The sequence below is a fragment of the Shewanella marina JCM 15074 genome (genome assembly GCF_000614975.1).
GTDB classification, from domain to species: domain Bacteria; phylum Pseudomonadota; class Gammaproteobacteria; order Enterobacterales; family Shewanellaceae; genus Shewanella; species Shewanella marina.
Window position 1 is genome coordinate 51,889 of the sequence record NZ_BALM01000022.1, and the last position, 16,635, is coordinate 68,523.

13 protein-coding genes and 1 pseudogene are annotated in these 16,635 nt (G+C 37.2%); 10 read left to right on the forward strand and 4 right to left on the reverse strand.

Translation table 11 applies throughout. The features are described from left to right. The first annotated feature begins 301 nt into the window (after positions 1-301). Positions 302-3,060, forward strand: a pseudogene (polA, locus tag JCM15074_RS22470) (DNA polymerase I). A gap of 512 nt (positions 3,061-3,572) precedes the next feature. On the opposite strand, the gene yihA reads toward polA, so the two are convergent. After that, on the reverse strand, positions 3,573-4,226 hold the full coding sequence (yihA, locus tag JCM15074_RS15120; RefSeq protein WP_025822091.1) for a ribosome biogenesis GTP-binding protein YihA/YsxC: 654 nt from the start codon (positions 4,224-4,226) through the stop codon (positions 3,573-3,575). A gap of 167 nt (positions 4,227-4,393) precedes the next feature. Between yihA and JCM15074_RS15125 the strand changes: the two genes are divergently transcribed. The 5 genes from JCM15074_RS15125 (at position 4,394) to hemN (ending at position 9,165) form a co-directional block, all read left to right on the forward strand. Next, the gene (locus JCM15074_RS15125) at positions 4,394-5,017 is read left to right on the forward strand and encodes a c-type cytochrome (RefSeq protein ID WP_025822094.1); all 624 of its coding nucleotides are present in this window, start codon (positions 4,394-4,396) and stop codon (positions 5,015-5,017) included. Positions 5,018-5,765: 748 nt separating this feature from the next. Continuing rightward, positions 5,766-6,401 (forward strand): methyltransferase domain-containing protein, encoded by a 636-nt coding sequence (locus tag JCM15074_RS15130; protein ID WP_025822096.1) that lies wholly within the window; start codon positions 5,766-5,768, stop codon positions 6,399-6,401. A gap of 108 nt (positions 6,402-6,509) precedes the next feature. Beyond that, positions 6,510-7,034 (forward strand): Der GTPase-activating protein YihI, encoded by a 525-nt coding sequence (gene yihI / locus JCM15074_RS15135; protein WP_025822098.1) that lies wholly within the window; start codon positions 6,510-6,512, stop codon positions 7,032-7,034. Positions 7,035-7,066: 32 nt separating this feature from the next. Then, positions 7,067-7,534, forward strand: a complete 468-nt coding sequence (locus JCM15074_RS15140) for a DUF2489 domain-containing protein (RefSeq protein ID WP_025822100.1) — start codon at positions 7,067-7,069, stop codon at positions 7,532-7,534. A 272-nt stretch (positions 7,535-7,806) separates the two neighbouring features. After that, on the forward strand, positions 7,807-9,165 hold the full coding sequence (hemN, locus tag JCM15074_RS15145) for an oxygen-independent coproporphyrinogen III oxidase (RefSeq protein ID WP_084267034.1): 1,359 nt from the start codon (positions 7,807-7,809) through the stop codon (positions 9,163-9,165). Between the two features lie 38 nt (positions 9,166-9,203). Here hemN and JCM15074_RS15150 read toward each other — a convergent pair whose 3' ends face one another. Beyond that, positions 9,204-10,034, reverse strand: coding sequence for a hypothetical protein (locus tag JCM15074_RS15150; RefSeq protein ID WP_025822104.1), 831 nt, complete (start codon positions 10,032-10,034; stop codon positions 9,204-9,206). Between the two features lie 27 nt (positions 10,035-10,061). Next, complete coding sequence (locus JCM15074_RS15155; protein ID WP_037469793.1) at positions 10,062-11,150, reverse strand: glycosyltransferase; 1,089 nt, start codon at positions 11,148-11,150, stop codon at positions 10,062-10,064. Between the two features lie 392 nt (positions 11,151-11,542). Here JCM15074_RS15155 and JCM15074_RS15160 point away from each other — a divergent pair, with 392 nt between their 5' ends. Next, the gene (locus JCM15074_RS15160; protein WP_025822108.1) at positions 11,543-12,298 is read left to right on the forward strand and encodes a glycosyltransferase family 25 protein; all 756 of its coding nucleotides are present in this window, start codon (positions 11,543-11,545) and stop codon (positions 12,296-12,298) included. A gap of 29 nt (positions 12,299-12,327) precedes the next feature. Here the strand turns inward: JCM15074_RS15160 and add are convergent, their stop codons facing one another. Beyond that, complete coding sequence (gene add / locus JCM15074_RS15165; protein WP_025822110.1) at positions 12,328-13,323, reverse strand: adenosine deaminase; 996 nt, start codon at positions 13,321-13,323, stop codon at positions 12,328-12,330. Between the two features lie 227 nt (positions 13,324-13,550). Between add and JCM15074_RS15170 the strand changes: the two genes are divergently transcribed. The 3 genes from JCM15074_RS15170 to JCM15074_RS25280 all read left to right on the forward strand — a co-directional run bounded on the left by JCM15074_RS15170 (position 13,551) and on the right by JCM15074_RS25280 (position 16,471). Further along, positions 13,551-15,299 carry a DUF885 domain-containing protein gene (locus tag JCM15074_RS15170; protein ID WP_037469803.1) on the forward strand — a complete coding sequence of 583 codons (1,749 nt, stop codon included), beginning with the start codon at positions 13,551-13,553 and terminating at the stop codon, positions 15,297-15,299. A gap of 65 nt (positions 15,300-15,364) precedes the next feature. Then, positions 15,365-16,303 (forward strand): alpha/beta fold hydrolase, encoded by a 939-nt coding sequence (locus JCM15074_RS15175; RefSeq protein WP_025822114.1) that lies wholly within the window; start codon positions 15,365-15,367, stop codon positions 16,301-16,303. A 42-nt stretch (positions 16,304-16,345) separates the two neighbouring features. Beyond that, a complete protein-coding gene (locus JCM15074_RS25280; RefSeq protein WP_267880188.1) occupies positions 16,346-16,471 on the forward strand; it encodes a hypothetical protein in 126 nt (41 codons plus the stop codon). Positions 16,472-16,635: the final 164 nt, after the last annotated feature.

Here is a 16,635-nt window from a genome sequence, read left to right on the forward strand (position 1 = left end):
CTGATAAAAAAGCTTGAGTTGATAGTTAGGTTTGTATTTATTATTTTTTAATCAATAAAATAAAAATCCACAAATCCTACTTTACTAAATAAAAACTGATCAAGATCACATAAAAAATAAAATCACTATTTATTCAAAAACTTACAGCAACCCATTTTTTTAATGGACTGTAATTATTCTGCTTTCAAATTTTTTGACCCACAGAGTTATCCACAGGGATAAAGGTTATTTTACATAGCCGATTTTACGACTCTGTGGCATCCTTATAGCCATAGATAAATAACTCGTTCGATATCAAATTATGCCTAAAATTGCTGAAAACCCACTCATTTTAGTAGATGGTTCGTCATACCTATACCGTGCCTACTATGCACCACCACATTTAACCAACTCAAAAGGTGAAGCCACCGGTGCCGTTTATGGTGTAGTTAATATGCTACGCAGCTTAATTAGACAATATTCACCATCACACATGGCGGTAATCTTTGACGCAAAAGGCAAAACATTTCGTAACGAGATGTACAGTGACTACAAAGCAAATCGTCCACCTATGCCTGATGATTTGCGTACCCAAATTGCGCCTTTACACAAAATAATTCAAGCCTTAGGTTTACCATTAATTTCAATTTCTGGTGTAGAAGCTGATGATGTAATTGGCACCATTGCACGCCAAGCCAGCCTTGATGGTCGAGCAACGCTTATCAGTACTGGTGACAAAGATATGGCTCAATTAGTTGATGAGAACGTCACTCTTATCAATACCATGACAGATACGGTTTTAGGCCCTGAAGAAGTAAAAACTAAATTCGGTGTTGGCCCTGAATTAATTATTGATTTACTGGCATTAATGGGCGATAAGGCTGATAACATCCCAGGTTTACCCGGTGTAGGTGAAAAAACTGCACTAGCAATGCTGATTGGTGCCGGTGGTGTAGAAAGCATTCTTAGCGCCCCAGAAAAAATGCTAGAGCTGAGTTTCCGTGGCTCAAAGACCATGGCAAAGAAAATCACTGATAATGCTGAAATGTTGCAACTATCATATGATCTTGCCACCATCAAAACGGATGTAGAAGTTGAACAAACTTGGCAAGACTTTGCCATTAAGCCCGCGAAAACTGATGAATTAATTCAGTGCTACGGCGAAATGGAATTTAAACGTTGGTTAGCTGAAGTATTGGATGGTAATAACCAACCAGCAAACATAACAGCGACGGATGAAACAGAAGAGGAAATCGTTGCACAAAACATTGAAACTCATTATGAAACAATTCTAACCCAAGCTCAGTTAACTTCTTGGGTTGAGAAACTAGCTCAAGCGCCGCTAATCGCTATCGATACCGAAACCACGAGCCTCGATTATATGAAGGCCAAGTTAGTGGGTATCTCTTTTGCTGTCGCAGCTGGTGAGGCCGCTTACTTACCATTAACTCACGATTATCTTGATGCTCCAACACAATTACCATTAGATCTTGTGTTTGATCAACTCAAGCCAATCTTAGAAAGTGAGTCAATCAAAAAAGTCGGCCAAAACTTAAAGTATGACATCAGTATTTTTGCCAATGCCGGCATTCAATTACGCGGTATCGCTTTTGATACTATGCTCGAGTCATATGTCTTTAACTCTGTTGCAACCCGCCATGATATGGATTCATTAGCGCTTAAGTATTTAGGACATAAATGCGTCAGCTTTGAAGAGATTGCAGGCAAAGGAGCAAAACAACTTACCTTCAATCAGATCCCACTAGAAACAGCAGCTCATTATGCGGCAGAAGATGCAGATATTACGTTAAGGCTGCATCAACACCTGTGGCCTCACCTATCAAAAACACCTGATTTAGCATCAGTGTTTACCGATATTGAGCTACCTTTAATCAATATTTTGTCAGAAATTGAACGTGGTGGTGTACTGATTGATTCAATGTTATTGAGCCAACAAAGTGAAGAGTTAGCGCGTAAAATTGATGTTCTAGAAAAGAAAGCTTTCGACATTGCAGAGCAAGAGTTCAACCTCAGTTCACCAAAACAGTTACAACAGATTTTCTTTGAACAATTAAAGTATCCAATTTTAAAGAAAACCCCAAAAGGAGCACCATCAACAGCCGAAGAGGTATTAGTTGAACTCGCACTGGATTATGCATTACCAAAAATCATCTTAGAGCATCGTAGTTTAAGTAAATTAAAGAGCACTTATACTGATAAGCTACCATTAATGGTTAACCCTGTTACAGGACGAGTACACACCAGTTATCACCAAGCTAATGCTGCAACAGGACGTTTATCATCTAGCGAACCCAACTTGCAGAATATTCCAATTCGTACAGAAGAAGGCCGTCGTATTCGACATGCTTTATCGCCCCAGAAGGAAAAGTGATTCTCGCGGCAGATTACTCTCAAATTGAATTACGGATCATGGCCCATTTATCACAAGACAAAGGCCTACTAACGGCTTTTGCTGAAGGCAAAGATATTCATAGGGCAACCGCCGCTGAAGTTTTTGGCGTTGATTTTGAAGAAGTGACCAATGAACAACGTCGCCGAGCAAAAGCAGTAAACTTTGGTTTAATTTACGGTATGTCGGCATTTGGTTTAGCGAAACAATTAGATATCCCACGTAACGAAGCACAAACGTACATTGATACCTATTTTGCTCGCTACCCTGGCGTACTAAATTATATGGAGCAAACCCGAGCACAAGCCGCTGAACAAGGTTACGTATCAACGCTATTTGGTCGTCGTTTATATTTACCAGAAATTAAAGCTCGAAATGCGATGCGCCGACAAGCAGCTGAAAGAGCAGCAATTAATGCACCAATGCAGGGGACTGCAGCAGATATTATTAAGAAAGCAATGATCAACGTACAAGCATGGATCAAATCAAATCCACAGTACGATGTAAAAATGATCATGCAAGTTCACGATGAATTGGTTTTTGAAGTCAATGCAGAGCAAGCTGATGAAATAAAGACATGGGTATGTGATCTCATGGCCCAAGCAGCTACGCTTGATGTCACACTACTTGCTGAAGCTGGTACCGGAGAAAACTGGGAGCAAGCTCACTAACCAGCAAAACATTAAACAACCAAGATCACACTTTTTATTGGTTTAAATTTTAATTTGGTAAATTAATTACGTAAAAATAGGCTTATTTCTATTTACAAGCCTATTTTTATCGTAATAAACATAAATATTTGTTAATTAATGACCAATAACAGCACTTGTTAATGTGACATGCATCACATTAGCTTGGTTTTTTGTAAAAAACAGTTTTTCATATTATGACAAATAGCGTAATATTCTCGGCGTAGGGTACAGAGGTTAAGATGTTCTATCTTTCAGACCTTTATTTCACTTATAGTGATCTGCCAAATTATGGCGCCCCAGCAACTTTTTTGCTGGGGCTTTTTTTATGCCCAAATAAAATTTAGAGTATTTACTTTAATTTCTTAAAAAATCAAGATATGCTGTCATCATTGAGAACCACTTGAACAAGTGGAACTTGAGTCTTGTTGAATTTAGCTTCTCCCCAAAAGAGCTAATTTTAAGCCGATGACTTTATATCATCGGCTATTTTTTTATTCATTTTCAGAAGCTTGTTGCTCTATTAGCCAATCAGGGTTACACCAAGCATTTAAAATACCAAGCACTTTACTCTTACCAGTACCTTTCAATGATGAAAAGGGTTCAACCATTACCCAATCACCAAAATCAGCCAGTTCTTTACGAACCATATTCACGCTTTTCATTCTAGCGCTTTGAGCTAATTTATCAGCTTTAGTCAGTAACGCTAACACTGGAATCTCACTCGCAACTGCCCACTCAATCATCTGCATATCAAGATCTTTTAGCGGATGACGAATGTCCATCAATACCACCACACCAGATAAACACTCACGACGCTGTAAATATTCACCTAATGCATTTTGCCATTTTTTCTTCATCACAATAGGAACTTGCGCAAAACCATAACCAGGCAAGTCAACTAAACGGCGGTGTTCATCTAAAGCAAACACGTTGATTAATTGAGTTCGACCAGGGGTTTTACTGGTACGAGCTAAGCTTTTTTGCTCAGTTAGTGCGTTTAATGCGCTCGACTTACCCGCATTAGATCGACCTGCAAATGCAATTTCAATCCCAACGTCACCGGGTAAGTGCTGATCTAAGTGAGCGATATCAGGTGCACTAATCAAAAAGTGTGCTTTACGAAAATCGATTCGTGATTCTGTCACTATAAACTCCAAAAGTTTTAAATTTAATGCGCAAATGTTAATCAATTACTTACTTTTACGCATTTTCGTGTAAAATATTACCCGGATCACAAAATATCAATATGATCATGTTCACTTAATTATATAGTGAATACGGAATAATAATCTTAACAAGAAGATGGAACGCCATGAAAAAGTTAGCAATAGCGCTGTCAATCATCGCAGTCACCTCAACCCCAGCTCTTGCTGAAGGAAATGCTGAAGCGGGTAAGACTAAAGCAGTAACTTGCGCGGCATGTCACGGAGCTGACGGTAATAGTGTTATCAGTATGTACCCTAAATTAGCAGGCCAACATGCCGCTTATTTAGAAAAACAGTTACATGATTTTAAACATTCCGCACAAACCGCCGGAAAACAGGGTCGAATGGATCCTATCATGGCCGGCATGTCACTCCCACTAAGTGATCAAGATATTAAAGATGTTTCTGCATTTTTTGCATCACAACAACAAACTCAAGCAGATATAAAAGATGTACCTGCATTGGGTAAGCAATTATATCAAGGCGGAGATCCCTCTCGGGGCATTACCGCTTGCATCGCCTGCCATGGCCCTAATGGTAATGGTGCAGAATTAGCAGGTTTCCCTAAAATTGGCGGTCAGCATGCTGATTATATCAAAATCCAATTAGAAAAGTTTCATAATAGCAGCAGAGCTAACGATCTAAATGGCATGATGCAGGATGTTGCTAAAAAGTTAACTCCAACAGATATTCAAGCACTATCAAGCTATATCGCTAATTTAAAACAATAAATAGAAAATTTAGTCGTGTTTATATAAAGGAGCTTCGGCTCCTTTTTTACTGGAATTAACAATTATTAAACTTTTTATCTATTTATCATTGACATTAGCATGTCATTTAGGTCTAATAGACCCCGTAAAGAGCTGAACCCAACTATAAGTACATAATAATATCAATAGCTTATAGTGTTCTTTAGGTGCATTTAAGATATAAGAATAAAGACCTTTAATAATAACAATTATATAACTTTGTTTTGGCTGTGACTGATAATATTTTTATTCAAGCTAAAATGTTTTTCTAAATAAGAGAGCTTAAGGATATATGTGCTTAGCATGGTCTCTTATTAACTTTTAACCACTAATGGATAATTATTAATTGTATATTAGTTGTTAAATCAAGAATAAACATGGATTGTTTATTTCGTCATTGAAGACGATAGGAAATTTGATGAGTCATGATGACCGTCTAGGGAAGCTGTTGCCAGGATGGTACAGGATAAAATAAAGCGTCAGGATGACCGTAAACGATAATAAATCGTATGGAAACAAATAATAACAATAGGAAATAGGCTGGGAAGGCCTCATAGCAAGTATGGATACTTGAGTCAGGATTAAGTGCTTGGAATGGTACTGAATAATAAGGCGACAGTTTTACTGTCGCCTTTTTTTATCTTGTTTTACCGTAATCTCTATTGTTTTAAAGCGCAAAATAGATCAATCTTATAAGTAAGATAGGTAGTCAATATCATTCAGGTAATTAATGCGCATTTGTCCTCTTTGTCATCACAACAACGCTCACTATTTTTATCACGATAAAAAACGTCATTTTTACCAATGCCCTGATTGCCAATTAGTATTTGCAGATGGCAAAAGCCACTTACCCAAACAAAATGAAATCGAGCGCTATCAAGATAATCAAACTAAAAATAAACAACTGCAGCTCGCTAATTTTATCCAAACCGTCATAAATCAACTACCGACAAATAACAGTACAGTGACAGGATTAAATTTTGGTAGGCACTTAGTAGGAAAAGCGCTCTCAAAACTAATTTTAGGCGAAATTGAGCTCGTTCAATACGATCCATCTCAACAGTACGAACGCCATGTATTACAGCAACAGTATGATTTTATCTGTTGCTATCGCGTCTTTGATCACTTTAAGCAACCTTCTATTCAATGGCAGCTGCTGACCAAGTTATTAAAACCTAATGGCCTGTTAATCATTAATAACCATCTGCTGCATGATTTAAATGCATTTGCTAAATGGCATAATAAGAATAATCTAACCCATGTCAGCTTCTATAATCTGGCTTGCTTTCAATATTTAGCTAATTTAGGGCAAATGCAGTTAATTTTTGCAGAAAAAGATCTCATTTTGATGCAAAAAGCGTCATAATTTGATATAAAGCGCGGTCTTATTTAGTGCACGCTCAGCATTCCAATCCTTCACAGCATGGTTATATGAATTAAAGCGGCTAATTATTATTAATTTTTGAGTAAAACTATGTCTCGTTCAAGAAAAACACGTAAAGTCGACCAAAATGCGCCAAAGCTTGCGCCACGCCAAAAGAAACAAGAGCGTCAACTTGCGGCTAAAAAACAGAAAACAGGTAACAAAAGTGGAAGTCGCCACAATGAAAGCCTGATCCAGCAACAGCTAGGACAAACCACTGCTGCTAAAGATCCACGCCATGGCAGTAAAAAGCCTGTTCAACTCACGATCAATAAAGAAGTTGCTGAAGTTAAAAAGGTTAAGCAACCAAAACTATCTGACGAACAGAAGCTGCTCAAGTTAGAGGAAGATCCACGCCTTAATAATCTACTCGATTTACTAGAAGAAGGCCGTGATTTAAATAACGATGACCAAAAGTGGCTTGATGCACAGTTAACTAAAATTGAGCAATTAATGGATAAGCTTGGTATCAATGATGCCCAAGTAGAAGAAGATATGCCAAAGCGTAGTCGCAGTGATGATGAACTATTCGATAAGTTTGAATCGGGTATTGATCTACTGAAAGACTACCAATAATAGATTAATTAAGCGCAGTTCAAGGAGAGAGCGTGCCGACTATTTATATTATCATTGGTTTACTCATTATCGTCGCGTTAGCGAGTTACGCGACGATTTTAATCATTAGGGTTCGACAACAACATCAACTTCAGTTGATACAACGCCAGCACGCCAAACAAGCAGCAGAGAAGAAAGCCCTAGAATTAGAGGCTGACATTCGTTATATCGCTCAAGCCATGCTAGATGAGCGCTGTGAGCTTTCTGAGGGCGTGATGCGCATAGGCAAACTGTTACAGCTATTATCATTATCAGATGCGCTGATAGAGACCTACCCTAAACTATTGCAACACTTTAGCGTTATTGAGCACCATCCAATCAAAGATAAGCGTAACCAATTAGCCAAACAACAAAGAATGCGTTTGGATTTAGAGCGGATGCGTTCTGAAACGACATTAGAGTCTGAAATATTACAAGAAGCTAAGCTGTTAACTCAATTCAGTAAGCAACAATTTCACTAAATCAATAATAACCGCAGCAGATAAAGCTAATCGTTACAGTCTATTTTGCCTCTTAATAAAATGAGAGTAGACTGTTTTTTTATTGTTTTAACCGAGTTTGCTCGAAACTGTGGTTAAACTAACAGACATTTAGTGAAAATTAATAGATATTGGCCTAATAATTCATCATTGAATTTTACAATCTAGATCAATTTAATTTGGCAAATAAATACGCATACTTAACGTATAGCTAATTTACACTTGGAGGACACGCCTTGGAGCAAGCGACACAAATGAGTTGGGATCAATCGATGATCGAAAAGTACAACTACAGCGGTCCCCGTTATACCTCATATCCAACGGCACTCGAATTTAACGACTCTTTTACTGAGCAAGATTTGCTAAGTGCAATTGAGCACAGCAAAAGTGATAAATTATCGCTATATATTCATGTACCGTTTTGCGCCAAACTTTGTTACTACTGTGGCTGTAATAAAATTATTACCCGCCATCAGCATAAAGCAGATCAATACATTGAGTATCTGACCAAAGAGATCATTAAACGCGCACCACTATTTCAAAATTACACTGTCACGCAAATGCATTGGGGCGGTGGTACACCAACATTCTTAAGCCCTGAGCAAATTTTAAAACTCTCAACGTTATTAAAGCAACACTTTAACTTTGCAGAGCAAGGCGAGTTTTCGATTGAAGTAGATCCTCGAGAGATTGAACTTTCAATGCTTGATACGCTAAAAGAAGCTGGTTTCAATCGAATCTCTATTGGTGTGCAAGACTTTAATAAAAAAGTTCAAGTTGCTGTTAACCGTGAACAAGATGAACAATTTATCTTTGATCTTATGGCAAAAGCCAAAGAGATGGGATTTGTTTCAACTAACGTTGACCTTATCTATGGTTTGCCGCATCAAACACCAGAAACGTTTGCAGAAACCATTGCGCGTATTATTGAACTCTCACCTGACCGTTTGTCTGTATTTAATTACGCACATTTACCAGCACGTTTTGCCGCGCAACGTAAAATTAAAGATGAAGATCTACCAAGACCACAGCAAAAACTTGATATGTTGTATCAAACAATTAAGACGCTGACAGACGCTGGCTACCAGTATATTGGTATGGATCACTTTGCTAAGCCTGATGATGAACTCGCTAAGTTACAACGCTCTGGTCACTTACACCGTAACTTCCAAGGTTATACCACCCAAGAAGAGTGTGATTTATTAGGTCTAGGTGTTTCATCAATTAGCCAAATTGGTGACTGTTACGCACAAAACCAAAAAGATATCCGCCCATATTATGAAGCGATTGATGACCATGGTCATGCATTATGGAAAGGTTGTGCACTAAACCGTGATGATGAAATTCGCCGTGTCGTTATCAAACAACTTATCTGCCATTTCAACTTAGATATGGCAAAAATTGATGCCGAGTTAGATATCAATTTCGAAGACTACTTCGTTGATGATTTAAAGTTATTACAAACCTTTATTGATGATGGTTTAGTTGAAATTAACGATCGTAAAATTACCATCAACCCGACAGGTCAGTTACTTATCCGTAATATCTGTATGTGTTTCGATGTTTACTTTAGAGAAAAAGCACGTCAACAGCAGTTCTCACGAGTGATTTAATCAAAAAAGCCCCATCATTTGATGGGGCTTTTTGTTATCTATCTACTTTTAGGTAATCTTTTTAATATCTTACGTTGAATTTTTATCACTTTCTTCATCCATGGTTTAGGATAAAACTCAGCTAATGAGCCTCCTTTAGCTACCACGGTAAATGACAATAAAAACTCATTTATTGCTGCTATCCCTTTTAATTTAATTAACTCACTGTTATTACAATTTGCGTTGTACCAACCTTTTCCTTTTTCGGTCGGAAAAATATAATCAGTTAAACGTTTTTCAATATAAGGGTTACTATCTTTCAGTTTAATCTGCTTTGAATCGAACGTAAGCGCGTTATAAAAGTCCGTATCAGATCTCACCTTATCAAAGGGTATAAGAAGATTTAAATCTGACTGTTGAGCAAGAAATAAGTATGATGATAAAAAAGAATCAGAAACCATTCCATTTATCTGACCTACTTCACCAAACCAAATTTTATCACCAACAAGTTGACCAGCTTTAATATGCTTAATAGCATCATTAATAAAAGCTGCATTTACTTTAGTAAATGACCGATGATGACAAAATGTATCATTCGCAAAAATAATAATATCATTACTTTGAGGTTGCCAATTTTCTTGAACCCATGCATTACCTTCATCCCATGCAGAAAATTCCCAACCTTTATTACTACCTAATATTTCAGCATCTATAATTGACTGATAATGAACAACTTTATCTTGAGCGCTTTGATTGTTATAAACCACACATAACTTGCAATCTAGATCTGAAACTTCTTTAAATTTCTTGATACTTTCAATCGCTTTTTGTTTATAACTGGCGTAGTAACTCACTAAAATAATATAAATTTGACGTTTAACTATAGGCATATACACAACTTAAAATACAATTAAAAACTAGGCTAGATCAGCGTACTTCTGCGCAACAGTCTTCGCTTGAACCTTTTCCAAAATATCGGCATCACTGCAGTCTGGATACTGCGCTAAAGCAAAATCAACTTTTTGAGCTAACTTTGTAGGGTTTCTTCGAGGCACCATATATTGTGCAAACTTCCCCGTTAAGATCTCATTAGGGCCATGACGGCAATCAGTGCTGACAACAGGGGTACCAACAGCTAATGATTCAATTAGTACAGTTGGTAATCCTTCGTAATCGGAACTAAGCACCATTAATTTGGCATTTTTAACCCATGGGTAAGGATTTTCTTGAAAACCCGGAATAATAATCCGCTCTTCGACACCATATTTTTTCGCTAGCTTTAACGCTTTTTTCTTATTTTTACAGAGTAATACTATTGGTAACTTATTCGTCATCTGAGCGAGTGCTTGAAACAATATGTCATGTCTCTTTTGCTTTGCACAACGACCCACATGAATCATATATTCTTGCTCAGGGATTAACTCATTTTCAACCAGGCTCAACTGTTTGATCTTCTCTAAATCAAATGGATTATATATCGTCTGTACAGAGGCAGGCTGTATACGACCAACCTCTTTAATCTCTTTTGCAATACCATCTGAAACAGTAATTAGATCTTTACCCGACAAACAAGTTTTTGCTTTCCACATATTCCAATAATTAAAAGGGCCGAGCTTTCGAGCACGAGTAAGCTCTTCTTCAATTGAGTTATGCACAACAAAATATACATTTTCTAACTTAGAGCGTGCCATTAACACGTTAGCTTTATCTAAATTTGAAATAAATAGATCGAATTGACCTACTTCACTTTGCACTTGATGAATAAAAGCTTCTAATTTTTTTGCTGAAGCAGATACTTTCCAAAAACTATCAAGGTTCTTTTCGTGCTCGGCAAAACATGAATGTATCGGTAAGCTCTGCGGTACAAAATGATCACAATCACTTTTGAGTAGAATTAAATGAGGCTCATGCCCCATAGATTGTAATGTGTTAGCCAAAACTAACATCACTTTTTCGGCACCACCGCCAACTAAGCTATCGATAACAATAGCAATACGCTTACCCATGTTAATAACTACTCCAATTGAGACCTGACAGCGCTAAAGGCAGTTATAAACCACATCATTTAGCAGCCAGCATTGTGAGGTAAATGGTCATGAAAGTCTATGAGCTCAATTAAACTCACATCAATATTTATATACAATTAATCAATATGATAACAATTTAAGGAAAAGATAATTTATTGAATAAATAAGTAATTTAAACATCCATAATACATATTTATATAACATTATAATAACGTTTATAAATCCCTAAGATTAGACAAATAAGTTGTCTTCTACCCTAGATTAAAGCGATAATACGGTCGATTTTTAAAGGCTTAGCCTGAACAACTCGATTGAATTACTAAATGTTCGTAGTTCAAAGATATAGACTCAAAAAGATTAAACTTCCTACTATGACCCAGACTAAAGTTTTCATCATAAACTTAGACCGTTCACCAGAACGTCTACAATCAATCCAGCAACAGTTGGTTTCATGTCGATATGATATTGAAAAAATTAGTGCGGTAGATGGTAAGTTTTTACCTGATCTTGAACATATCGAACATTACAGTGTTAACAACAATAAAAAGCAATATTTCCGACCTTTAACTAAAGGTGAAATAGGTTGCTACTTGAGCCACCGTGCTGCATGGCAAGCAATTGTAGACCAACAACTCGATTTCGCGGTGATTGTTGAAGATGATGTTGTCATTGATTCTGATGTCAACTTAGTTATTGAACAGCTCAGTAATATTAATATCGAATGGGACTATATTAAACTAGCTCCTTATCGAAATCGCCAAAGTAAGCCTGTTTTTAAACGTAATTATCAAGGTACCGAGCTAGCCTTTTTCCACAAAGCTATGCCCGGAACAGCCGCTCAAGCCGTGTCATATAAAGGTGCTGAAAAGTTATTAGCAGCCAGTACTGCTTTTGGTCGTCCTGTTGATACTGACTTACAACATTGCTGGGAAAAAGATGTCATCATTTTGAATTTGTCCCCCTTCCCGTTTAAAGATAATTGCGAATTTGAAAGTGATATCAGCGCAATATCATCTAGAAAATCACTGACTTTAAGTAGCAAATTTAAAAAGCAGCAGATACAGATAAAAAAATACTTCAATAATAAGAAATATATTACGGCAACAATTGCCAAGTTAAGCAAATAATTAAGGGGGAATAACATCCCCCTTTAGTCTTAAGATTTTGCTAAATAAAGCGCTCTTTTTTCATTGTCACTTAAAAAAGCCATCTCAACACCATTACGCTGCAACTGAGCAAGTTCGCCATCAGACAAGCCCATTTTCTTCGCGGCAACGACATACTCATGTCCAATATCAATTGCACTCACGCCGGGATCATCGGTATTTAATCCAACCAAAATTCCAGCATCTAAGAATGTTTTTAACGGATGTGCTAAATAGGAATCGACCGTAGATGTATGTATATTACTGGTTGGGCAAGACTCAATGCCAATTCGGTGTTGAGCTAGGTATTCCATTAGTTTAGGATCTTCAAGCGCCTTAACACCGTGACCAATACGCGTTGCACCTAAATCATTAATTGCCTGCCACATACTTGCAGCACCTGCAGCTTCCCCCGCATGTACCGTCACATTTAAATTTCCATCTCGAACCTGTTTAAAGTGAGAAACAAACAATTCACCAGGGAATCCAAGTTCATTACCAGCAAGATCAACCGCAACCAGTGCATCTTTATATGCTAATAAACCAGACAACTCAGCCTGGCAAGCTTCAACACCAAAAGAACGGGAAAGAATACCAATTAAATTAATTTTGATTTGATGTTGCTGTACCCCAGCTCTAATGCCATCAATAACGGCTTCAACCACACCTTCAATCGGTAGTTTATGATTCATCGCCATATAATATGGACTAAATCTAAGCTCTGCATAATCAAGACCTGAAATGGCTGCATCAGCAACATTTTCATATGCCACACGTTTTACAGCATCTAAATCAGCCAAGACCGCGACCATCCAATCTAATTTCTTAAGAAAGTTGACTAAACTCGTCTCTTTACCCTGAATTTGAACCCAAGGTGCTAATTGTTCAAGAGAAGATCCTGGAAGTTGAATATGGTGTTGTTGACCAAGCTCCCAAATGGTACTCACTCTAACATTACCATCGAGGTGACGATGTAAATCAACAAGGGGAATGGATTTGTCTATCATATGTAACCTCTTAAGCAGTATAAACCAGACATAAAATTGAAGTTACGCGACATATTATCATGCTTAACGAATAAAAAACTCTGTTTTAATCGATTACACATAACGAAAAAGAGTGTTTAAATTTTAAATGCGGATTCAATTGTCAATAATGGCAAAAGTGGAGTATTTTTAACCAAGATACCCTCTCATAAATTAAGGATAATTTTGTGCGCTTACCTATCATCACAATGCTAATAATTATATTACTTAGTGGTTGCCAACTCACAGAAACACAATCAACACTCAATGATGAACAGGTCGCATTAGCAAAAATTATCGAACTAGACTGGGAAATTAAACTACATCACAACCCCAGAACAACACCCTCTAAGTTACTGAAAAAAAATAATTATCAATTAAAGAATATGTCACCAGTAGCATTAGAAGATGAATATCAACAGAAAAAAATGCTATTACAGCAACTGCAAAAAATAAATACAAAACAGCTCAATGATCAAGATAAAATAAACTACGAAATCTTAATTTACCAACTTAAAAATAGTATCGACTTATACCGTTACAACGCACATTATCAACCAATAAACTCTGAAGGTGGATTTTACTCGTACCTAGCCAATGCCGCGGATAAATCTTTTAAATCAGAGCAAGATTATCAAAATTATCTCACATACTTAAGCAGTATTCCTCGCTATTTCAAACAACAACAATACTGGTTAAAACAAGGGCTTAAGTCGAAAAACACACCACCTCAAGCTGTGCTTATCGGAATAGACAACTCAATTGCTGCATTTATAAAGCCTTACCAACAAAGTGAGTTTTATCAACCGTTTACCCATTTTTCAAACAATATAAGCCAACAACAACGACAAAAATTAAGCCAACAGGCTAAGCAAATCATTAGCACTCAAATAAACCCGGCTTACCAACAACTATTCGTTTTTATGCGAGATAACTATATCCCTAACGCTCGCACAACTATCGCAGCTAATGAACTACCCAATGGAATAGCGTTTTATCAAAACAGAGTGAAGCACTACACCACGTTGGCATTATCAACGGATGAAATTCATCAACTAGGTTTAGCAGAAGTAAAACGAATAAAAAATGAAATGCACCAAATTATAAATGATTTGAAATTTGAAGGAACATTCGCAGATTTTCTACAGTTTTTACGTACATCGCCTCAATTTTATGCGCAAACACCAGATGAACTATTAAAACAAGCGGCCTATATTTCAAAGCAAGCAGATGCAGCTCTGCCAAAGTTATTTGGTAAATTACCAAGGACCCCTTATGGTGTGAGCCCTGTTCCAGCACAAATCGCACCTAAATACACCACCGGTCGATATTCAGGCTCAAATGATGATAGTCAACCGGGCTATTATTGGGTCAATACCTACGCGTTAAACAAGCGACCTTTATATGTACTCGAAGCACTAACGCTACATGAAGCGGTTCCAGGCCATCATTTGCAAATATCGCTCACGAAAGAATTAACATCACTGCCTAATTTTAGACGCTATAGCTATATCTCGGCATTTGGTGAAGGATGGGGATTGTATTCAGAATATTTAGGAATAGAAGCAGGATTTTATCAAAACCCATACAGCAACTTCGGACGTCTAACCTATGAAATGTGGCGTGCTATTCGCCTAGTTGTCGATACCGGAGTGCACACAAAAGGTTGGAGTAGACAACAAGCTATCGACTATATGGCACAAAATACAGCATTATCAATGCATAATGTAACAACAGAAGTCGACCGCTATATTTCATGGCCGGCTCAAGCACTTTCTTACAAAATAGGCGAACTCACAATTAAGAGACTACGCAATAAAGCAGAACAACAACTGCAAGATAAATTTGATATCAGAGAATTTCACGATGCAATATTAGCTAATGGCAGTGTGCCACTTCCAATACTAGAACAACAAATAAATCAATATATTAAACAAAAAATACAGAGTCAAAGTTAATAGCGAGCACTAGTAACTTCGCTATTGATTAGGCACAATATATTTTTAAACCTGTAGAGACAAGTATGCAGATCGGCCAAAATTATAGTTCAGAACAGTTTCTTGACTCTGAAGAATTTAAAGAATTTACTCATTCAATTAAACAAGCACATCTGCACACTCAAGATGGAATAAAGTTATCCTACGCCTATATCAATCACCCCAATAGCGACAAACTAATCGTTTTTAGTAGTGGTAGAGTCGAATCTCACCTTAAATACCAGCAATTTTTTTACGATTGCTTTCAACAAGGCTACAGTATTTATGCAATGGATCATCGTGGCCAAGGACTATCGCAGAGATTGACCACCAATCCACAACAAGGCTATGTCGACAAGTTTAATGATTATGTTGATGACTTAAATTTATTTATAGAGCAGATAGTTAAACCATTAGATAAAAAAATGGCATTAGTCTGCCACTCAATGGGCTCAGCCATTGGTGCTCATTACATTAAGCAGCAACCCAATACATTTAACAAAATAATTTTTTGTGCACCAATGTTCGGCATTAAATTACCCGTCAATAAACATATTATTTATTGGCTAGCTAAATGCTTAGATTCGAATAAAAGCGGCAGACAACCTAATTATGTTTTAGGCGGCAAAGACTACCATCGAGTGCCGTTCGATAATAATGATCTGACCCACAGTGAGGTTCGATTTAGTTATAACCAACAACTTATTGAACAAAATCCCCAACTCAAACTGGGTAGCCCAACCAACCATTGGCTAACTGAAAGTATTAGTGCAGCAGATAAAGCCATAAAGTATGTCAACACTTGCAAACTCCCAATACTGATCTTGCAAGCAGCGCAAGATATAGTGGTCGACAATAAAGCTCAATATAGAGCTTTAGGTTCGTCAGCAACACTCTATCAGGTTGCAGGTGCAAGACACGAAATATTGATGGAATCAGATCCAATTAGAAATGATGTTTTAAATCAAATATTTAATTTTCTATAGCATGAGTTTGTGTATTATTTTATAGCGTCTCTGTTGAAGACTATGATGACATACCGCAAAGCAATAGATCCGCTTAGCGCGGGTAAGCCACAGGGATGTGATGAATGTTGCTATGGTCTGGAATATTTAGCGACCGACATCGAATTAGGTATGCAATACCTACATTAAGTAGATAAGCCACCTATTACAAAGACCAGCACTATGGGCAAGGTCTTAAAATTTTTAATATCCCAAACGCAAAAAAGCCACCTTATTCAGGTGGCTTCTCTACTTCGTTTTGTTCACTTTTTTAAAAGTGAACATAAAAAGAGCGCTTTTATGCCCTTTGGGTA

Bases quoted from the DNA above. Each gene is read 5' to 3' on its own strand.
- JCM15074_RS15125 (WP_025822094.1), top strand. From the start codon at position 4,394: ATGAAAAAGTTAGCAATAGCGCTGTCAATCATCGCAGTCACCTCAACC.
- JCM15074_RS15130 (WP_025822096.1), top strand. From the start codon at position 5,766: ATGCGCATTTGTCCTCTTTGTCATCACAACAACGCTCACTATTTTTAT.
- yihI (WP_025822098.1), top strand. From the start codon at position 6,510: ATGTCTCGTTCAAGAAAAACACGTAAAGTCGACCAAAATGCGCCAAAG.
- hemN (WP_084267034.1), top strand. From the start codon at position 7,807: ATGAGTTGGGATCAATCGATGATCGAAAAGTACAACTACAGCGGTCCC.
- JCM15074_RS15150 (WP_025822104.1), bottom strand. From the start codon at position 10,034: ATGCCTATAGTTAAACGTCAAATTTATATTATTTTAGTGAGTTACTAC.
- JCM15074_RS15155 (WP_037469793.1), bottom strand. From the start codon at position 11,150: ATGGGTAAGCGTATTGCTATTGTTATCGATAGCTTAGTTGGCGGTGGT.
- JCM15074_RS15160 (WP_025822108.1), top strand. From the start codon at position 11,543: ATGACCCAGACTAAAGTTTTCATCATAAACTTAGACCGTTCACCAGAA.
- add (WP_025822110.1), bottom strand. From the start codon at position 13,323: ATGATAGACAAATCCATTCCCCTTGTTGATTTACATCGTCACCTCGAT.
- JCM15074_RS15170 (WP_037469803.1), top strand. From the start codon at position 13,551: ATGCTAATAATTATATTACTTAGTGGTTGCCAACTCACAGAAACACAA.
- JCM15074_RS15175 (WP_025822114.1), top strand. From the start codon at position 15,365: ATGCAGATCGGCCAAAATTATAGTTCAGAACAGTTTCTTGACTCTGAA.
- JCM15074_RS25280 (WP_267880188.1), top strand. From the start codon at position 16,346: ATGATGACATACCGCAAAGCAATAGATCCGCTTAGCGCGGGTAAGCCA.